The 18,113-nt window shown below is 62.0% G+C and carries 19 protein-coding genes; 10 read left to right on the top strand and 9 right to left on the bottom strand.

Going from position 1 to position 18,113, the window contains the following annotated elements; all coding sequences use genetic code 11:
• Nucleotides 1-51: 51 nt before the first annotated feature.
• The 4 genes from DXD49_RS00630 to DXD49_RS00615 all read right to left on the bottom strand — a co-directional run bounded on the left by DXD49_RS00630 (nt 52) and on the right by DXD49_RS00615 (nt 3,152).
• A complete protein-coding gene (locus DXD49_RS00630; protein WP_117742914.1) occupies nt 52-1,998 on the bottom strand; it encodes a BglG family transcription antiterminator in 1,947 nt (648 codons plus the stop codon).
• Nucleotides 1,999-2,022: 24 nt separating this feature from the next.
• The gene (locus tag DXD49_RS00625) at nt 2,023-2,424 is read right to left on the bottom strand and encodes an HAD hydrolase-like protein (protein ID WP_369831593.1); all 402 of its coding nucleotides are present in this window, start codon (nt 2,422-2,424) and stop codon (nt 2,023-2,025) included.
• A gap of 92 nt (nt 2,425-2,516) precedes the next feature.
• Nucleotides 2,517-2,726: a UTRA domain-containing protein gene (locus DXD49_RS10025; RefSeq protein ID WP_117742962.1), complete on the bottom strand. Its 210-nt coding sequence runs from the start codon at nt 2,724-2,726 to the stop codon at nt 2,517-2,519.
• 78 nt (nt 2,727-2,804) lie between these two features.
• Nucleotides 2,805-3,152, bottom strand: a complete 348-nt coding sequence (locus tag DXD49_RS00615; RefSeq protein ID WP_117793935.1) for a hypothetical protein — start codon at nt 3,150-3,152, stop codon at nt 2,805-2,807.
• A gap of 242 nt (nt 3,153-3,394) precedes the next feature.
• Between DXD49_RS00615 and DXD49_RS00610 the strand changes: the two genes are divergently transcribed.
• Together DXD49_RS00610 and DXD49_RS00605 are read left to right on the top strand one after the other, a co-directional pair.
• Nucleotides 3,395-4,117 (top strand): LytTR family DNA-binding domain-containing protein, encoded by a 723-nt coding sequence (locus DXD49_RS00610; protein WP_117742917.1) that lies wholly within the window; start codon nt 3,395-3,397, stop codon nt 4,115-4,117.
• Entirely contained in the window at nt 4,117-5,394 is a 1,278-nt protein-coding gene (locus tag DXD49_RS00605; RefSeq protein ID WP_117793934.1) for a sensor histidine kinase, read from the top strand. The genes DXD49_RS00610 and DXD49_RS00605 overlap by 1 nt, the downstream gene beginning before the upstream one ends.
• 18 nt (nt 5,395-5,412) lie before the next feature.
• Here the strand turns inward: DXD49_RS00605 and DXD49_RS00600 are convergent, their stop codons facing one another.
• On the bottom strand, nt 5,413-5,988 hold the full coding sequence (locus DXD49_RS00600; RefSeq protein ID WP_117793933.1) for a hypothetical protein: 576 nt from the start codon (nt 5,986-5,988) through the stop codon (nt 5,413-5,415).
• A gap of 136 nt (nt 5,989-6,124) precedes the next feature.
• Between DXD49_RS00600 and trxA the strand changes: the two genes are divergently transcribed.
• From trxA to DXD49_RS00560, 8 genes are all read left to right on the top strand, one after another.
• Nucleotides 6,125-6,445, top strand: coding sequence for a thioredoxin (gene trxA / locus DXD49_RS00595; RefSeq protein WP_117793968.1), 321 nt, complete (start codon nt 6,125-6,127; stop codon nt 6,443-6,445).
• A 221-nt stretch (nt 6,446-6,666) separates the two neighbouring features.
• Complete coding sequence (locus DXD49_RS00590) at nt 6,667-6,915, top strand: hypothetical protein (RefSeq protein ID WP_117564540.1); 249 nt, start codon at nt 6,667-6,669, stop codon at nt 6,913-6,915.
• Between the two features lies 1 nt (nt 6,916).
• Entirely contained in the window at nt 6,917-7,411 is a 495-nt protein-coding gene (nikR, locus tag DXD49_RS00585) for a nickel-responsive transcriptional regulator NikR (RefSeq protein WP_117793932.1), read from the top strand.
• 29 nt (nt 7,412-7,440) lie between these two features.
• On the top strand, nt 7,441-9,894 hold the full coding sequence (hypF, locus tag DXD49_RS00580; protein WP_117793931.1) for a carbamoyltransferase HypF: 2,454 nt from the start codon (nt 7,441-7,443) through the stop codon (nt 9,892-9,894).
• 131 nt (nt 9,895-10,025) lie between these two features.
• Complete coding sequence (locus DXD49_RS00575) at nt 10,026-10,286, top strand: HypC/HybG/HupF family hydrogenase formation chaperone (RefSeq protein WP_117793930.1); 261 nt, start codon at nt 10,026-10,028, stop codon at nt 10,284-10,286.
• Entirely contained in the window at nt 10,286-11,401 is a 1,116-nt protein-coding gene (gene hypD / locus DXD49_RS00570; protein WP_233505206.1) for a hydrogenase formation protein HypD, read from the top strand. The genes DXD49_RS00575 and hypD overlap by 1 nt, the downstream gene beginning before the upstream one ends.
• Before the next feature lie 211 nt (nt 11,402-11,612).
• The gene (gene hypE / locus DXD49_RS00565) at nt 11,613-12,647 is read left to right on the top strand and encodes a hydrogenase expression/formation protein HypE (protein ID WP_117793929.1); all 1,035 of its coding nucleotides are present in this window, start codon (nt 11,613-11,615) and stop codon (nt 12,645-12,647) included.
• A gap of 105 nt (nt 12,648-12,752) precedes the next feature.
• Nucleotides 12,753-13,421, top strand: coding sequence for an HAD family hydrolase (locus DXD49_RS00560; protein ID WP_117793928.1), 669 nt, complete (start codon nt 12,753-12,755; stop codon nt 13,419-13,421).
• A gap of 475 nt (nt 13,422-13,896) precedes the next feature.
• On the opposite strand, the gene DXD49_RS00555 is transcribed toward DXD49_RS00560, so the two are convergent.
• The 4 genes from DXD49_RS00555 to DXD49_RS09570 all read right to left on the bottom strand — a co-directional run bounded on the left by DXD49_RS00555 (nt 13,897) and on the right by DXD49_RS09570 (nt 18,091).
• Nucleotides 13,897-14,454 carry a hypothetical protein gene (locus tag DXD49_RS00555; RefSeq protein WP_117793927.1) on the bottom strand — a complete coding sequence of 186 codons (558 nt, stop codon included), beginning with the start codon at nt 14,452-14,454 and terminating at the stop codon, nt 13,897-13,899.
• Between the two features lie 236 nt (nt 14,455-14,690).
• The gene (locus tag DXD49_RS00550; protein WP_117793926.1) at nt 14,691-15,227 is read right to left on the bottom strand and encodes a PTS glucose transporter subunit IIA; all 537 of its coding nucleotides are present in this window, start codon (nt 15,225-15,227) and stop codon (nt 14,691-14,693) included.
• A gap of 140 nt (nt 15,228-15,367) precedes the next feature.
• Nucleotides 15,368-16,807, bottom strand: coding sequence for a glycoside hydrolase family 1 protein (locus tag DXD49_RS00545; RefSeq protein WP_117793925.1), 1,440 nt, complete (start codon nt 16,805-16,807; stop codon nt 15,368-15,370).
• Between the two features lie 255 nt (nt 16,808-17,062).
• On the bottom strand, nt 17,063-18,091 hold the full coding sequence (locus DXD49_RS09570; protein WP_158564827.1) for an AraC family transcriptional regulator: 1,029 nt from the start codon (nt 18,089-18,091) through the stop codon (nt 17,063-17,065).
• Nucleotides 18,092-18,113: the final 22 nt, after the last annotated feature.

The raw sequence follows: 18,113 nt of genomic DNA, 5'->3' as shown, positions 1-18,113 counted from the left end.
GGTTTTCACCTCCCTCTCGGTTTGCAAATATCTCAATGGAAAACGTATGGGCTATCGTGCGGAGCACGACTCGATGGGATCGACCAACTCGATGAGCGTCTGCCAAGAGCGCTCGGAAAGCAGGCGGTCGATGAACGCCTCGCTCAAAACCAGCTCAGACATCGCCGAGAAGAAGCCCTCGGAGACGTCGGTCGCATCGCGGGCGATTGAGACGAGGAACACCGCCTGCACCTCGCGACCTCCCCAGATGATGGGTTCGTCGGTGAGGGCGAGGGCCACGAAGCTCTGCGTGCTCGCCGCTTCGAGCGGGTGCGGCATGGCGACCCGGTTGCCGAATGCCGTCGGAGCCGTCTGCTCGCGGCGATACACCAAATCGAGGAAATCGGGCGAAAGGTCGTAGACGCGCGAGGCCTTGCCGACCAGCAGCTCGATTGCCTCCTCGGGCGTCGAGCACGACGCATGCGGCAGAAAAAGCTCCTCGCAGAACAGCGGGCGGGCATCCGACCGCCGCGAATCGGAAAGCAGGATTTCACGCACGTCGCTCACCTCTGCCGCGTCCAGAAAATAGCCCACTTGGCGTACCGGGACCGGCACCTCCTCGGCAAGCGGAACCGTCGTGAACACATAGTCGATGCGCGAGAAGTCGACGAAGCGCACGTGGGCGGCATCGCATGTCTCGATATGCTCGACGTACGAACCGAACTCCTGACGATAGCGGTGCTCCAGCAGCCGGGCGCTGCCCGAGCCCGAGGCACAGACCACCAGAATGCGTTTCTTGGGGGCATCGGTCTTTTGGCGCTCGAGCGCCAAGGCGAAGGAGAGAGCGATGTAGCCAATCTCTTCCTCGGAAAGCTCAGCTTCATAATGCGCCGCCAACGAGGAGCCCGCCTCGACGGCCATGGAATAGGCAAGCGGAAAACGCGACTTGATGTCCCCCAAGATGGGATTATCGAGATGCAGATGGTGATGCAAGCGCACCTCGAGCGGCACGAGATGGCGCGCGAGATTCATGCGCAGCTCCAAATCGTGCCTCAAGTCGAATCGGAACGTGCGCCACACCGCGTCGAGCATGCCCGTCACGACATCCCACACCTCATCCGAGATGACAAGCCCCGCCTCCTGATCATCCCCGGCATCGAAATCCCCGAGCAGGCGCTTGCCCGCCAGATGGATGGCGATATAGGCGACCTCCTCGTCGGGCAAAACGACGCCGGTGCGTGCGCCGATGGCATCGGAGATGCGCCGGGCAATCGGGAAACTCGGGGACTTCCGAATCTCGGTGAGCTGCTCGCCCTCCATGGGCACATAGCAACCTTCGCGTATCCGCAACAAAGCGATGACGATATGCGTGATGAGGTTGCGGTAGGCGACCGAGTTGATGGCGAAGCGTTCCTCGGTCGTCACGTCGTCGACGCAATCGGAAACCACGTCGAACAGCGCACGATACGCCTCGGCGTCGACCGAGAGGCGCGCCGCGCCCTTCAGCTCATCCGAGCCCTCCATGGCGAGGCTCGCGAGGCACAGACGCTTGGCCATCTCGGATCCGATGACCTTGATGCCATGATGGCTGCGCCTGTCGATGGCGAGGCCAAACTGCGCCAAGCGCTCCTCGACCTGTTTCAAATCGTTCGATATGCTCGTCCGGGATACATAAAGGACGCTCGCCAGTGTGTCGATGGCGATGTAATCACTGCGCGAGAGCAAATCGTTGAGGAGATAGGAGACGCGGGCCTCGGCCGTCTGGGGCAACGACGCACGCCGCTGCTTGCGCGCCTGCTCGAATATCGCATCAAGCGCCTGCTCGTCGGCGACGGAAACGGTATAGCCCCGCCCGCGCGCAAGGTCGATAGACGCGACGCCCTCAAGGCTGCGATTGACCGCCTGCACATGGTTGCGCACGGTACGAACGCTCACGCCGAACGCCTCGGCAAGCTCAGCGGGCTTGATGCCCTCGTGCTCCATGATGTGGAGCGCAAATCGCGCCAGCTGCACGTCCATCGGCTTTGACCTCCTTTCGCCTAGCTATGATACCAGCGGCGATGGGACGGGTTCTATACCCGGCTTTTCCCTTCCGAGAAGGAAAGCGTTTGCCGAAAACGAGCGCGCGGCGTGCGTGTGGCGCTCGCCGCGCTCTTTGAGACCCGCCAAGACCTCGTGCACGCCGGGATTCATCAGTGCGGCGTAATCGACCTCGCGCCCGTTCTTCCAATCCCGATAGATGCGCAGGGCCTCGTCCGGCGTCACCACGCGCCCGATGCGGCCCAACCAGTCGACGAGGGAGCGCTGGAACGACTGGAACGAGGCGCCCACGGTCGCCAACAGCTCCTCGTCGCTCACCTCGATGCCGAATTCCTCGAAGAACTCGCGCTGCTCGATCTGGTAATACGCCTCGGTATCGACGATGACGCCGTCCATATCGAAGATGACGGCTTTGAAGGGAAGGCTCCTTGGACCATGATGATGGTTCTCCTGAATCCACTCGTGCGCCGCAACGGCGAAGGGCGCCCTTCGCGACGCTACATCGAAAAGGTGTATCGCGACCCGATGATATATTGCTGCCCCACGTACAGCGGCTTGTTGAATTGATCGCGATACCTGCCCCTCAGATTGAAGAGGGGCTCGGCGAGAGGGACCTCGAGCAGTTTCGCGAGCTCGTCATTTGCCAGTTGGATACCAAGCGACTGCTCGCTGCCGCGAAACGCGCGACGATCCGTCCGCTCGCGAATCGCCGCCGTTTATGTTGCAGCTGGCGCTTCGTGCAACATTGAGGGCATATTGCTACCCTGTTTGATGTTGAACAGCCATCAAGTTTGCTCAACCCGCCCGTTAATCTTATCGTTCACGTAGACCGTGCCATCGATGTAGATCCTCACAGGATTAATCCGAGACGCATCCGGCGCGTCGATGGTGCAACCCGAAGATGGCGTGACCTTACCCTCAGCCGTCTTAAGTACGTAACTGCCCGGCTCGGAGATTTGGATGGATTCGTTGTTGGCCTGCGTAAGCGGCAGCACCTCCGCCTTCACCCCGTCTGGCATGATCTGAGTCTCGGCGCTGGCCACCGCTGGCGTCGCCACGAGTGCGCATGCCACGGTGGCGATGCTCAGCAGACGAGTCAACACAGCGCGCATCCCCATCTTCTTCTCCCTCATCACAGCTCCCCTTACCCCTATGCTTTCGCGATGTCCGATATCGCTTGGCACTGGCGGCCGGCATGCTCCCTCGTCAGCCGTCAGCTCAAATTGACATATATATCCACCTGGTATTGTGCAACCGCATGTTTTGACACCCTGCTGCTCGGCGCGAGTTGCGTACCGTGAGGCGCAAATGGAACGCACCCCCGCGGGCGGCGCGTGCACGATGTGGCAAAATCGAGGTACTAAGGGGGCCCAATATGCTCAAAATCATCGCCTGCGACGACGACGTCGCCTTTCTAGATAATCTGCACCGCATGATCAACCGCTGGTCGGCCGAGACGGGTACGGCGGTCGATGTTGCGCTCGTTACGCGCGGCGAGGACCTGCTGGCACGCCATGCCGCATCGCGCGCCGACATTATCATGCTCGACATGATCATGCCGCTCGTCAACGGCATGGACACCGCCCGCGAGCTGCGCCAATCCGATACCGCCGTACGCTTGGTGTTTCTGACCTCATCGCCCGAGTTCGCGCTTGAGTCCTACGAGGTCCGCGCCTTCGACTACCTGCTCAAACCCGTGACCTACGAGCGCTTGGCGCAACTGCTCGACGAGCTTTCGAGCCTGCGTCCGGCCGCGACCGAAGAGCTCGTCATCAAAACGTCCTTTGGCTACCATGCCCTGCGCCTATCCGATATCGAATATGCCGAGGCTCGCAACAAGCACGTGGTCTTCCACCTGCGCGATGGCCGCGATATCGAGGCGCTCGAGCCGTTCCGCAGCATCGAGGACCAGCTGGCCCAAAACGCGACCTTCTTTAAATGTCACCGCAGCTACCAGGTCAACCTGCGCAATATCGACCACTTTAACCGCACGGATATCGTCATGCGCTCGGGCGCGTGCATCCCGCTGGCGCGCAGCTGCAAGCAGGGATTCCAGGATGCCTACTTTGCGGCACGGTTCGAGGGCGGGAGGCGCTGATGCTTTCCTCGGCAGAACTGGTACTTTGGGCAATCCACCATGCGACGACATTGCTCTTTGGCGTCTTTGCCTCGGCGGCTCTATGCGGCGTCGAGATCGACGGCCGCCATTCGCTCGAGCTGGTGGGGGTCGGCGCCGCAACCGGATGCGCATTCGGCCTCGCCAATGCCGTCGGCGGCGAGCTTTTCGCCCGTCAGGCCTATCCGCTCGTCGTGCATCTGCCGCTTGTCGTCTACCTGTGCGTACGCTATCGCCTGAGTCCGCTGCTCGCCATCCTGGGCGTTACCAGTGCCTACCTGAGCTGCCAGTTTAGCAACTGGATGGGCATCGCCGCATTCGCCGCCACCGATTCGCAGGTCGCATACTACGTGGCGCGCATCATCACCACGCTCGGCGTCTTTGCCGTCTTATTGCATTGGGCAAGCGACATTGGCCCCCGCCTGGCGATCAAAAGCCCCACCGAGCTGGAGATTCTGCTCATCCTGCCGCTCGTCTACTACATCTTCGACTACGCCACCAACGTCTATACCACGCTCTTCCACTCGGGCTCGGTGGTAACCGTTGAGTTTTTGGCGTTCGCTCTCTGCGCCTTCTACCTTATGTTTCTTGCCGTCTACCTTCGCGAATACGAAGCAAAGGAAATCGCCGAGCGCGAGCGCTGGATGCTCGCGACCCGCGACAACGCGGCCATCAAAGAGCTCGAAGCCTGGCGCCAGTCCGGACGCGAGCTCTCGGTTCTCCGTCACGACATGCGCCACTACCTGCGCGGTCTAGCGGCCCTGATCGAAGAGGGTCACACCGATGAGGCACTCGAGCGCATCGACGCGCTCTGCGAGACCAACGACCGCACCGCCGTGCGCCGCTACTGCGCCAACGAAACGGTCAACATTGCGCTCTCGTCGCTTTCCGCGGACATCAACGCGCACGGCATCACCGCCGACCTGCGCGCCGCCGTGCCCGAAACCGTCCACGTGGGCGATGTCGATCTATTCAGTGTGGTATCGAACGCCCTGGACAATGCCATCGCCGCGGCGAGCGCCGCCCCCGAAGGCGAGCGGTTTGTCGACCTGGACCTTCGCTACGAAGACGGTCAGCTTCTATTGCTGGTTTCCAACACGTTTGGCCGTGCGCCGCACATGGTCGACGGCATGCCCGTGGCTCAGCACACTGGGCACGGCTTTGGCACCAAGAGCATTAAGCTTGCCGTCGAGCGCATGAACGGCAACTGCCAGTTCCGCATTAACGGCGACCGGTTTGAGCTGCGCGCCGTGATGTAGGGGCCGCCGCCAGCCTCGCTACAGCGGTGCAGCCGCCGGGGTCAGCTGCTTAATGTAGGCCCACATGCGCTGCTTGGCGGCCTTGTCGGTGAGCGCCGCCTCAAAACCGTCGAGCGCCAGCACGCGGCGCCCCTGCACATGGGCGACCAGGCCGGGCTTGAGCATGGCGGTGTCAAAGTCATCAATCGCCACAAGCATATCGGCATAGGTCTCGCGCATGACATCGGCCGCACTGTTGTCCAGCAGCAGCACCGCCTCGGGGTCCAAGGTCTCCAGCGCCTCGCGGAACAGGTCACACGTCAGGGCATCGCCCGCCGCGACCGCTCCGTCGCCCGCGCCGGCGACGCTTGCCAGCACGCAAAAATCCTCGGGGGCATATCCGATGGCGCCGAGCGCCTTGCGCAACGCGGCGCCATCCGCGCCGGCGGCCAGCTCGCCGCCCAAGCACTCGGCTTCATCCAAATCGCCTTTGACCAGCACAATCGGCGAGCACGCGTTGCCCGCGATACGCACACCGCGATCTGCAAGCGACGCGAGCTCCTGCTCGGTCGCCTGAGCGATGGCTTCTTTTTTCTGGCTTTGTGACGTGGGCATGCGCTCTCCAATCGTTTGCGTGCCCACCATTATATAAAAGAGCCGCCCGCGAGTGGTTGCTTTGCGGGCCGCTGGGTATAAGCACGGTCGTACTGATTTTTACGCGGCCAAGCCGCGTCGCATTATGGAGGTCACCATGGCTGACATTAAGCAGATTACCCCCGAGAACTTCGACGCTGTCGTCAACGATAGCCTGCCCGTACTGGTTGATTTTTGGGCCCCGTGGTGCGGCCCCTGCCGCTCGCTCTCGCCCATCGTAGACGAGGTTGCCGACGAGCTGGCCGGCAAGCTGGCTGTGGCCAAGTGCAACGTCGACGACAACCAGGACCTGGCCATGAAGTTTGGCGTCATGAGCATCCCCACGCTGATCGTCTTTAAGAACGGCGAGGAGGTCGACCGCTCGGTCGGCGCCTTACCCAAGGCAAGACTTCAGGCACTGCTGGAGAAACATCTGTAATACGCTTGTTACTTGCCTGCCGTCCATGAGCGGTTTCGCACCGCTCGCCGGAGTGCCAAACGCAAGGCACGCGACCACGGATAGTATGGTAGATACAAACAGCCCCCAGTGAACGGGTGCGGGTCAGACGGACTCGCACCCGTTTTCTTATGCGGCGGCGCCCAAGGCGGGCGTAGTAGAATCTGAACCACCATATCGCCCCGTACAAAAGGAGACTCCCCATGCATGACGTCGGAATGAACATGAGCCAGCTTGCTATGAGCGTCAAGCAGGTCGACGACACCATTGAGCTCGCTCACGAGTGGAGCCATCAGCTGCTGCATGCGACCGAGAACTTTGATATGGAGCGCATTGGCGCCAAGCTCGAGGCCGCCATGTCTGCGCTGCACGAGGCGCACGATGCGCTCGAGGGCTACGAGGAGGCCATCGAGGCAGATCACAACTCCGTCGGCTCTGTGAAACTGGTGTAACGTGGCCGAGCACGAGCACGCGCACGGCCACGGTGCGGACGACGATGCGAGCTGCCGCTGCAGCGGCCCCAGCTCCGAGCTGGTCCGCTTTTCGGTCACCGCGCCCGACGACCTGCTGCGCCGCTTTGACGAGCAGATCGCGCGCCGCGGTGACGTGGCTAACCGATCCGAGGCCGTACGCGATCTGATTCGCGCCTCGATCGCTAAGGAGCAGATGCGCACGCCCGACGAGCAGGTCATCGGTTCGCTCACCATGATCTATGACCATCATACCGGCGATCTGACGCGCCGTCTGGACGAGGTGCAGCACGACTACACCGACGAGATCGTCTCGACCATGCACGTGCATCTGGACCACCACAACTGCCTGGAGATTCTGGCACTCAAGGGTCGCGGCAAACGCGTCTATGAGCTAGCGGACCGGTTGCTAGGGCTGCGCGGCGTTAAGCACGGCGAGCTCACCTGCGCCGCCACCAAGCAAAGCCTGGGGCTCTAACAGCACACACTTCAATGAAGGGGAGCCACATGCGGCATGTGCATATTCATGTAACGGGCATTGTGCAGGGCGTTGGCATGCGGCCATTTGTGTATCGCGAGGCTATGGCGCATGGCATTTGCGGCTGGGTGCTCAACGCGGGCGATGGCGTACACATCGAGGCGCATGCTTCGGTCGAGGCACTCGACGGCTTTGTCGCCGCGCTGTCGGAGCACGCGCCTGCCGCGGCCCGCGTTGAGCATGTCGCTGTTGCAGACCTGGAGCCCGATGCTTGGGATGCCGACGATGAGCAGGCCTTTCGTATCGTAGCGTCGCGGGATCAGACCATGCACACGACGCTCATCTCCCCCGATATCGCCACCTGTGACGACTGCCTGCGCGAACTGTTCGACCCCGCCGACCGACGCTATCACTACCCCTTTATCAACTGCACCAACTGCGGGCCGCGCTTTGCCATCATCCGGTCGCTGCCTTATGACCGAGCGGCCACGTCGATGGATTGCTTTCCCATGTGCCCCGAGTGCGCCGCAGAGTATGCCGACCCGCTTGACCGGCGCTTTCATGCGCAGCCCGATGCCTGCTTTGACTGCGGGCCACATATTACCTGGCGCGAGGCGGCGGGCGACATGGAGCTCGAGGACTCGGGGGCGACGCCAGCCGTCGGCAGCACGCGCGAAACCAGCGATGCCATTATTGACCGCTGTGTCGAGTTGCTGGCCAGCGGCGGTATTGTCGCCATCAAGGGCCTGGGCGGATTCCATCTGGCCTGCAACGCCGCCAATGAGCAGGCGGTGGTCGAGCTGCGCCGTCGCAAGCGCCGCAGCAACAAGCCGCTTGCCGTTATGGTGCGCAGCCTTGCCGATACTGAACGCCTGTGCCATGTCGATGATGCCGAGCGCGGCTTGCTGGCCGGTAGCATCCGCCCCATTGTGCTGCTGCGCCGCCGTGCTGTTGGCGAGGGAGATTCCCCCGACGGCCTTACACTCGCGCCATCCGTCGCGCACGATCTACCCGAGCTCGGCGTCATGCTCCCCTATACACCGCTTCAGCATCTGCTGCTTGCAGCTGCCGCGTCGCATGGCATGCACGCGCTGGTCATGACCAGCGGAAACCTGAGCGAGGAACCTATCGAAACTGATGACGGCCTTGCCTGGGAACACCTCGTTGCCGCCGGCATTGCCGACGCGCTACTCGGCAACGACCGCGCGATCCTCTCGCGCTACGATGATTCCGTGGTGCGCGCAGTCGGTGGGGTCGTTATGCCCGTGCGCCGCGCTCGCGGATATGCGCCTCGGCCGTTGCCGCTGCCGGTACTCGACGCCGTCGCGCCCTGCGTGCTCGCCTGCGGGCCGCAGCAAAAAGCCACGATCGCGCTCACGCGCGAGGACGCCGACGGCCATGTGGCCTGTTTTGTGTCGCAGCATATCGGCGATGTCGAAAACGGCGCGACCTTCGATGCCTGGAGCGCCGCCCGCGCACGTCTAGAAAACCTCTTTGACCTGACGCCTGCCGCCCTGGCATGCGACATGCATCCCAACTATCTATCGAGCCAGTGGGCGCGTGAGCGGGCACGGGAGCACAGTCTGCCGCTTATCGAAATCCAGCATCATCATGCGCACATCGCGAGCGTAATGGCAGAGGCGATTGTCGCTGGCCGGCTTGCGCCTGATGCACGCGTCCTCGGTATTGCCTTCGATGGTACGGGTGCCGGCACCGATGGGACCATTTGGGGCGGCGAGTTTCTTGTTGCCAGCCTTGGCGGCTTTGAGCGCGCCGCGCACCTGCGCACCTGGGCGCTCCCCGGCGGGGCGGCCTCCGTGCGCGACGCCCGGCGCAATGCCTTTGCCCTGCTCAGTGAGCTCGGCCTGCTCGAGCACCCGGGTGCCGCTCGGCTTTTGGACAGCCTCGACGAGCAAACGCGCAGCGTGACAGCCACCATGATCGAGCGCGGCATCAACAGCCCGCGCACCAGCAGCATGGGGCGTCTCTTTGATGCCGCAGCAGCGATTCTGGGCATCTGCGGCAAGGCAACCTACGAGGGCGAACCCGCCATAGAACTCGAAGCCGCCGCCTGGCGCGCGCTTGACGGTAAGCCCGTTCGTCTCGACGGCAATCATACAGGCGTATTCACGTCTGCGGACGACTCCCCCATCTTGGACCCCCAACCGCTCATCGAAGCTCTTCTGAATGGAATCGTGGCAGGCGTGCCGGCCGACCGGCTCGCCCTCGGGTTTCACATCGACATTACGCACGCTACGACCCACATCGCGTGCGAGATCTGTGATCGCGAAGGCCTCGATACCGTCGCGCTCTCGGGCGGTGTGTTCATGAACCGGCTTTTGCTTCAGCTCCTTACCCACGAACTCAAAGACGCCGGTCTTGCCGTCTTGGTCCCCCACGCTGTACCCGCCAACGACGGCTGCATCGCCTACGGTCAGGCCGCCATCGCTCGCGCTCGCCTCGCGCAGACGGCGTTGCGATAGGCTGTTTTGCCAGCCTGCGCGCCGCCGTCTCACAGGTGTAACGCGTTTGCTCGTGACTCCCGCGAGCGCTACCATCAACTGATGGGTAATTAGGCGCCTGTCCAGCGCAAAACGTATAAAAGGGGAACATTATGTGCCTTGCCGTTCCCGGTAAAGTGGTCAAACGCGACGACGACCTTAAGGCGACCGTCGACATGATGGGCATCGAGCGCCCCATTTCGCTGCGCCTCGTGCCGACGGCACAGGTAGGCGACTATATTCTCGTGCACGCCGGCTTTGGCATTCAGATTGTCGACGAGCAGGAAGCCCAAGAGACACTCGAGCTCGTCAATACCATGACCGAGCTGGCCGAAGAAGACCAACTGGCCAGCAATCCGGCCGAGGCATACTAGTGGCGGCCGGACAGCCGGCGCGCTCCGGTATCGACTTTTCGGCATTTCGCGACCCCAGGCTGGCTCGCGAGCTCATCGATCGTATTCATGAGCTTGTCGGCAAGCGCCGCATCAACCTTATGGAAGTCTGCGGTACGCATACCGTGAGCATTGGCCGCTATGGCTTTCGCTCCATTATGCCGACGGGGCTCAAACTGCTAAGCGGCCCGGGGTGCCCCGTTTGCGTCACCGCCAACCGCGACATCGATCACGCAATCGCGCTTTCCAACATGGACGGCGCCATCATCACCACCTTTGGCGACATGATGCGCGTGCCCGGATCGTCCACCTCGCTTGCCGCGCAAAAGGCGGCGGGGCGCGACATCCGCATCGTCTATTCTCCGCTCGACGCACTCGACATTGCCGAGCAAAATCCCGAACGCCCGGTCATCTTTATGGGCGTCGGCTTTGAGACCACAACGCCCACCATTGCCGCCGCTATCCTGGAGGCCGACGCGCGCGGGCTCCAGAACTTCTCGGTCTACTGTGCTCACAAGACCACGCCGCCGGCTCTGCGTGCGATCTCCAACGACCCCGAGACCGCCATCGACGGCTTTATCCTGCCTGGTCACGTCGCTACCATCACAGGCCTGGCACCCTTTGGGTTTTTGGTCGATGAGTTCGAGACCCCCGGCGTAGTCACCGGGTTTGAGCCGGTCGATATCTTGCAGGGCATCTGCATGCTGGTCCAGATGGTTGTCGAGCACAGGCCCGCAATCGACAACGCCTACCGCCGTGGCGTCAACGCAGACGGCAACCCCGTGGCGCGCCAGCTGGTCGAGCAGGTGTTTGAGCCATGCGACACCACGTGGCGCGGGCTGGGGCCGATTGCCAACTCGGGCCTTTCCATCCGCCCCAAGTTCTCGCGCTTTGATGCCCGCACTCGCTTTGACGTGCCCGTTGAGGCGACGGTTGAGCCGCGCGGATGCCGCTGCGGCGACGTGCTGCGCGGGGCCATTACACCGAGCGACTGCCCGCTGTTCGGCCACGCATGTACGCCCGAACATCCCGTCGGACCGTGCATGGTGAGCTCCGAGGGCAGCTGTGCAGCATATTTCCGCTACCGAGGCTGTTAGGTTCCGCCGTTCTAACGAACGGCGGACCGGTCGACGCTGCGCGCCATTCAGGCGAGCGATTTGCCTTTCAATCGTCGGCTGCGGGCAAAAGCCCAGCAGCCTCCTCTTTCAAGGCAACTCACTTCGCCTGAATGGCGCTCGCTGACTTTTACTTAACATCGATTCTGCCACACTCAGCTATTGCCGACCCCCCACGATTGGAGTTTTCGATATGTCCCGTACTGCCACCGATAGCACTGTCCTGTTGGGCCACGGCTCTGGCGGTCAGATGATGAAACGCATCATCGATGAGGTCTTTTTGGATGCCTTTGGGTCGCCCGAGCTGCTCGAGGGCAACGATGCCGGCGTCGCCGCGCTGCCCGCGAGCGGGCGCATCGCCATGTCGACCGACAGCTTTGTAGTCTCGCCGCAGTTCTTCCCCGGGGGCAACATCGGCCGCCTCGCTGTATGCGGAACCGTCAACGACGTCGCGACCTCGGGCGCCAACGTACGCTACCTATCGTGCGGCTTTATCCTCGAAGAGGGCTATCCCATGGATAAGCTCCGCCAGATTGTGCAAACGATGGCCGAGACGGCGCACGAGGCGGGCGTGGCGATCATCACCGGCGACACCAAAGTGGTCGAGCGCGGCGGGGCCGACGGCGTCTACATCAATACCGCCGGCGTGGGCGAAGTGCCCGTGGGCGTAGCGCTCAGCGGCGCCAACTGCCAGCCCGGCGATGTCATTCTGGTATCGGGTACGCTGGGCGACCACGGTATCGCCATCATGAGCCAACGCGAGGGCTTGGCGTTTTCGAGCACCATCGAAAGCGATGCCGCGCCGCTCAACCACCTGATTGCCGATGTGCTTGCCGCAGCACCCGAAACACGCTGCTTCCGCGACCCCACGCGCGGCGGCCTGGCGTCCACGCTCAATGAGTTTGCCCAGGCCAGCGGCGTTGCCATGGAGGTCGACGAGGATGCCGTGCCTGTGCGCCCCGACGTGCAGGCAGCCTGCGAGATGCTCGGCTACGATGTGTTGCAGGTGGCAAACGAGGGCAAGATGGTCGCCGTGGTGCCGGCCGAACAGGCAGATGCGGCACTGGCCGCCATGCGCGCCGCCCGCTACGGCGAGAATGCCGCCATTATCGGTCGCGTGCTGCCGCTTGCCGAGGACGCCCGCCCCGCCGTGCGCGTACGCACCGGCTGGGGCTCGACCCGCATCCTCGACATGCTCGTAGGAGAGCAGCTGCCGAGGATTTGCTAACGACAAAGGCTCAGGGCTATTAAAGATATTCAGATTCCAAACATGCCCGGCACGCATGCCCAGTATCATGGGGTGCGTTTTACAACTCAAGCGGCAGGAGCACCCATGGCAGCAGCTTTTTCCCATGTGATCTTTGATCTGGATGGCACCATCCTCAACACGCTCGAGGACCTGGCGGCCGCCGGCAACCATACCTGCGAGACGCACGGCTGGCCCACGTTTGCCGTAGACGAGTACCGCTACAAGGTGGGAAACGGCATGCTCAAGCTGGTCGAGCGCTTTATGCCTGCCGAGTATGCGGGCGACGGTCGCATGTTTGAGCAGACGCTTGCCGAGTTTAGGGCCTATTACGGCGAGCACAAGGAGGACCACACTGCCCCCTATGCCGGTACTATCGAGATGCTCGACCGCCTGCGCGCCGCGGGCGTGCAGCTTGCCGTGCTCACCAACAAGGACCACGTCTCGGCGGTTCCGCTTATCGAGAAATACTTTGGTTCCGAGCGCTTTGCGCTGGTGCAGGGCCGCGTCGATGCGTTTCCTCCCAAGCCCGAGGCGCCTGTTACGCTGCATGTGATGAAAGAGCTAGGCGCCGATCCGGCAACCACACTCTATGTAGGCGATTCCAATGTCGATATCCTGACCGGTCACAATGCCGGCCTCAAGAGCGCCGGTGTCAGCTGGGGCTTCCGCGGCCGCGCAGAGCTGGAAGCCGCCGGCGCCGACTACGTGGTGGACACCCAAGACGAGCTCTCGGCGCTGATTCTGGGCGAGTAGCGGGGCTGTCGCTCAACACGGCTGCATAGATTCTGTCGCGCGGAAAGCGCATCCCGTTTTGCCGCCCCAGAATGGGATGCGCTTTCCGGTTGAGCCTTGTCGGGGAAACGGCATCCCGTTTCAGAGCAATATTCCGGGTCGCACTTTCCACAACCCACCCCATCCGGAAACCGCGACCCGCTATTCGGCCAAATACCGGCTCGTATTTTCCCGAGCATTCGATGCAACGCTGGCGCAAGGAGTGTCCCCAACTGCCGGCAGAAAAGGAACGTCCCCAAGTGCCGCCCCAATGACTACCATGGCAACGCCGCAGGTAGAGGACGGACAGCGAGCGGGCACCAGAGCGAACAAATTGGCATGAAAAGAGGACGGCATAGACCTTCTGGTCATGCCGTCCTCTTTGAATGACAAGTTGTCGCTCTGGTGCCCGCGCAGCGTCGAGCAGTTGCGGCGTTTGGTAAAACGCCGCAACAAACTAGCTCAGCATTGCATCCATCATCTCGGAGTTGACGGAGTCATCGGCAGACCACTCGCCGTCGTCGTTGCAGGTGTACTTGAAGATAACCGTGGTCTTCCTGGGCTCGGTGGCCTTGGTCACATCGACCATAACCTGACCGGCCATCTTGTACAGCTCGTCATCGGAAGGAACCGTGTCAAGCGCAGCGACCTTCTCCTGATACTGAGTGGAGAAGTCCTCGACGATCTTGTTCATAGACTTGCATGTGATAGAGACCTCGGCGGTCGCGACACCCTTGTCCTCGTCGACCGTCACGTCGCCGATCTTGTAGTCAAAACCCTCGAGATAGGTCTTGGCGTACTCCTTGGGATCGATACCCAGCTGCCCGAACTCGTCGCCCGAAGCCTCCTCCAGACCAGAGAGGAAGTCGTCGCCACCGTTCTTGACCTCGTCAAACTGCGTCGTAAGATCCTCGGTGATGAGCTCCTCAACCGAAGGACCTCCACAGCCGGAAAGCACGACCACGCATGCAACCAAGACGGCCATGAGGGGCGCAAGCAGCAGCTTCTTTTTCATGTTGTTCCTCCCAATGAGCGGCACCGCGCTTCCCGGACGCGGCGCACGTTGTAATAAGTAAGCCCATACTATCCACTTATGAACGCCCTCGGCAACGCGAAGGCGCGGTCGGTTCGTTTTAGCGTCCGAACGGTTTGCAAGCCCGCCCAACGTGCAATAAAACGCTTCCCCGCGGTGCAATAAAAAAGGTGGCCGGAAAACCCGACCACCCTTGCACATCCTTTGGATGCCGCAGTTTACTTGCGGACGACCTTAACGATGGCGTCACCGGCGGCGACAGCGGAGTCGGCCTCGACGGCGAGTTCGACATCGGCAAACTCGGCGGTGTTGGACACGGCCACCACGACGCAGTCCTTGTAACCGGCAGCGGCGATCTTGGCGCGGTCGATCTTGAGTATGGGCTGGCCAGCCTTCACAACGTCGTCGGCCTTGACGAAGCCCTCGAAGCCATCACCGTTCATGTTGACGGTATCGACGCCAACGTGCACCAGAACCTCGATGCCGCTATCGGACTGCAGGCCCACGGCGTGACCCATGGTGACGGTCACCTTGCCGTCGCAGGGAGCGTAGACCAGGTCGTCCTCGGGCCACACGGCGCAGCCCTTGCCCAGGACCTCGCCGCCAAAGACGGGATCGGGCACGTCGGCCATCTTGATGACCTTGCCCTTGACGGGCGAGCACAGCACGTCGGCGCCGGCAGAAGCAGAGATGGAGGACGGAGCAGCGGCAGTCGCGGGCTCAGCCTTCTTCTTGAACATGTCAAACAGACCCATACGTTTTCTCCTCTTGATTAAGCGCAACGTTGTGCGCATGCCTATGGTGATTATAGTGCCAAATGGTTCAAATGCTAAGGTGGGGACTCGAATCGCGAGCCCATCCCAACGCTTTTCCCCGGTGGCACTCATCTTGTCAATTAAGCCAGGCCCTCGGTACCGTTGGACTTGATGATCTTCTGGTAGGCGAAGAAGCTGTCCTTGCGGCGGCGCTCGTAGGTGCCGGTGCCGTCATCGTACTTATCGACGTGGATAAAGCCGTAGCGCTTGCGCATCTCGCCGGTGCCGGCGGAAACCAGGTCGATTGGGCCCCACCAGGTGTAGGCGATCAGGTCGACGCCGTCGGCAATGGCCTCGCCCATGGCCTTGATGTGGCTCTGCAAGTAGGCGATGCGGTACGGGTCGTGGATGGAACCGTCCTCCTCGACCTCATCGTAGGCGCCCATGCCATTCTCGACCACCATCAGCGGAATCTCGTAGCGGGCGTAAATCTCGTTGAGGGCGATGCGCAGACCCAGCGGGTCAATCTGCCAGCCCCAGTCGGTGCTCTCGAGGTAGGGGTTCTTGCCGCCAAGGGTCATGTTGCCCTCGGTCATCTCGTGGTCCTTGTGGGTGCCCACGGTGCCCGACATGTAGTAGCTAAAGGTGTAGAAGTCGACCTTGCCGTCGGCGATGTCCTGCAGGTCGCCGTCGGCGATGTTAAGCTCGATACCGTTCTCGGCCCAGAAGCGCTTGGCGTAGAACGGGTATTTGCCGCGCACCTGCACGTCGGAGCAGTACCAGTTCATGGTGTTCATCTCCTGCTGGGTGGCAAAGACGTCGGCCGGGTCGCACGTGGCGGCATAGGACAGGATAAAGCAGTCCATGTTGCCCATCTTGAGTTTGGGGAAGTGCTCGTGCGCATAGCGGATGGCGCGACCGCTCGCCACAAACTGGTGGTGGAGGGCCTGGAAGCGCTGCTGCGGGGTGGTGTGGGCGCCGGAGGCCGGGCCCTCGTAGCCGCGAATCATGCTGGTCTCAAAGAGGTTGCCCAGGTCCAGGGCGCCACAGTTGATCTCGTTGAAGGTGAGCCAGTAGGTCACCTTGTCGTGATAGCGCTCGAGCACGGTCTGGGCATAGCGTTCAAAGAAGCCGATAAGCTCGCGGCTCTCCCAACCGTTGTACTTCTCGACCAGGGCATAGGGCATCTCGTAGTGGCTGAGCGTAACAAGCGGCTCGATGTTGTGTGCGCGCAGGCAGTCGAAGACACGGTCGTAGAAGGCGAGGCCGGCCTCGTTGGGCTCGGCATCGTCACCGTTGGGGAAGATGCGGCTCCAGGAAATGGACATGCGGAACATGTTGAAGCCCATCTCGGCAAAGAGCGCGATGTCTTCCTCGTAGTGATGGTAGAAGTCGATACCGTCGTGATTGGGGTAGAAGCGGTTGGGGTCGATGTCGAGCGTAATCTGACGTGGCTCCTTGTAGCTGCCGCCCAGGAAGTGGTCATCTACGCTGGGGCCGCGGCCGTCAACGTTCCATGCGCCCTCAAACTGGTTTGCGGCCGTGGCGCCGCCCCAAAAGAATCCCTCGGGAAATCCCATATGTGCCTCCTCGCAGCGGGTTTTATGTGCTGAGCTGAGTATCGCGCGCGCCCGGGCGCCCAAGGCGCGGAGGCGCTGCATTGGACACTTCTTTTCGCCCCAACACGTCCGCCGGCTGACACTTTTTGATACCGAGGCCTAGACGGGGCAAAAATCGACCTGACGGCCACCCTCCAACCTGGGTGGATGAAACGAAACATGAGACACAGTATTTAGGTGTGGCATATCGATAGCTAAAAGCCCGTTCCGTCTTACTCATCCACGGTATTTTGCCGGCGTGCAGCCGTAGGCGGCGCGGAACTTGCGATAGAAAAAGCTCATGTTCTCGTAGCCAACGGCGCGCGCCGCCGCCTCGGCCGTGGCACCCGCGCGCAAGAGCTCCACGGCACGCACGAGTCTGCGCTCCTGGACCAGCTGCCGATAGGTCTTTCCCACATGCTGCTTGAGCAGCGCCGACGCGTAGTTAGGGCTCACATGAAAGCGTGCCGCCATCTCCTCGAGCGAGCAGGCGGCAAACGAACGCTCGATATAGCCGAGCATCCCTGCTACGAGCGAGGCCGCGCGCCCCGACTCATCGCGCCCCGCCGCCGCGCCGCGCACGAGCTCGCGCTCGTAGCAATCCATGAGCTCGGCCAACAGGAGCTGAAACAGGCGCAGAACGATCTCGGCGCTGTTGAGGCTCGGCTCGTAGTGTTCGCAGAGCATCTCCTGCATGTAGCGTCGCACGCGCCGACTCTCCCCGCAGCGAAAGCGCACGTGCCCGCGATGGTCGGTCTCGCTGTTGAGCGCGTTGAACAAAAACCGCGATACCGCGCTCTCGCGCGAGAGGCTCGCCTCGAGGCTGCGCTGCAAAAAGGTACGTGAAACGGTCATACTTAGCATGATATCATCCTCGCCGAGCGCTGCCACCGCATGCGGGCAGGCGGCATCGAGCAGCAGCACCTCGTTGCGCTCGAGCACGAGCTTCTCCCCCGCAACCGTCTGAGGACAGCGCCCCCGGTACACATAGCTGATCTCAACGTAGTCGTGCACATGCTCGGGTACCGCGTTAAAGCGCGAGTTTCTCCTAATCATCAGGCCAGCTGGCATTTCGGCCTGAGCATATTCCGCCCCCATCTGTCCGATCTTTCGCACCGACCGTCCATCGACCTCAACGCGCTCGGTCATGATCGACCAGTCAAAGGGAGCCTCGTCCCTATATCGTCTCTCGCTGGCGCTCAGCTCGCTCAGCCGGCGCTCGAGCTCCAAGATCTCCATGTCCCCGCCAATCGTTGATTCGGTCATATTCTGCCGTGATTTGGATATT

This window comes from Collinsella sp. TM05-38, assembly GCF_003466445.1.
Classification (GTDB): Bacteria; Actinomycetota; Coriobacteriia; order Coriobacteriales; family Coriobacteriaceae; genus Collinsella.
Note: the sequence above shows the minus strand (reverse complement) of the source record. Positions and strands in the feature narration are given on the sequence as shown.

Bases quoted from the DNA above. Each gene is read 5' to 3' on its own strand.
- DXD49_RS00630 (WP_117742914.1), bottom strand. From the start codon at position 1,998: ATGGACGTGCAGCTGGCGCGATTTGCGCTCCACATCATGGAGCACGAG.
- DXD49_RS00615 (WP_117793935.1), bottom strand. From the start codon at position 3,152: ATGAGGGAGAAGAAGATGGGGATGCGCGCTGTGTTGACTCGTCTGCTG.
- DXD49_RS00610 (WP_117742917.1), top strand. From the start codon at position 3,395: ATGCTCAAAATCATCGCCTGCGACGACGACGTCGCCTTTCTAGATAAT.
- DXD49_RS00605 (WP_117793934.1), top strand. From the start codon at position 4,117: ATGCTTTCCTCGGCAGAACTGGTACTTTGGGCAATCCACCATGCGACG.
- DXD49_RS00600 (WP_117793933.1), bottom strand. From the start codon at position 5,988: ATGCCCACGTCACAAAGCCAGAAAAAAGAAGCCATCGCTCAGGCGACC.
- trxA (WP_117793968.1), top strand. From the start codon at position 6,125: ATGGCTGACATTAAGCAGATTACCCCCGAGAACTTCGACGCTGTCGTC.
- DXD49_RS00590 (WP_117564540.1), top strand. From the start codon at position 6,667: ATGCATGACGTCGGAATGAACATGAGCCAGCTTGCTATGAGCGTCAAG.
- hypF (WP_117793931.1), top strand. From the start codon at position 7,441: ATGCGGCATGTGCATATTCATGTAACGGGCATTGTGCAGGGCGTTGGC.
- DXD49_RS00575 (WP_117793930.1), top strand. From the start codon at position 10,026: ATGTGCCTTGCCGTTCCCGGTAAAGTGGTCAAACGCGACGACGACCTT.
- hypE (WP_117793929.1), top strand. From the start codon at position 11,613: ATGTCCCGTACTGCCACCGATAGCACTGTCCTGTTGGGCCACGGCTCT.
- DXD49_RS00560 (WP_117793928.1), top strand. From the start codon at position 12,753: ATGGCAGCAGCTTTTTCCCATGTGATCTTTGATCTGGATGGCACCATC.
- DXD49_RS00555 (WP_117793927.1), bottom strand. From the start codon at position 14,454: ATGAAAAAGAAGCTGCTGCTTGCGCCCCTCATGGCCGTCTTGGTTGCA.
- DXD49_RS00550 (WP_117793926.1), bottom strand. From the start codon at position 15,227: ATGGGTCTGTTTGACATGTTCAAGAAGAAGGCTGAGCCCGCGACTGCC.
- DXD49_RS00545 (WP_117793925.1), bottom strand. From the start codon at position 16,807: ATGGGATTTCCCGAGGGATTCTTTTGGGGCGGCGCCACGGCCGCAAAC.
- DXD49_RS09570 (WP_158564827.1), bottom strand. From the start codon at position 18,091: ATGACCGAATCAACGATTGGCGGGGACATGGAGATCTTGGAGCTCGAG.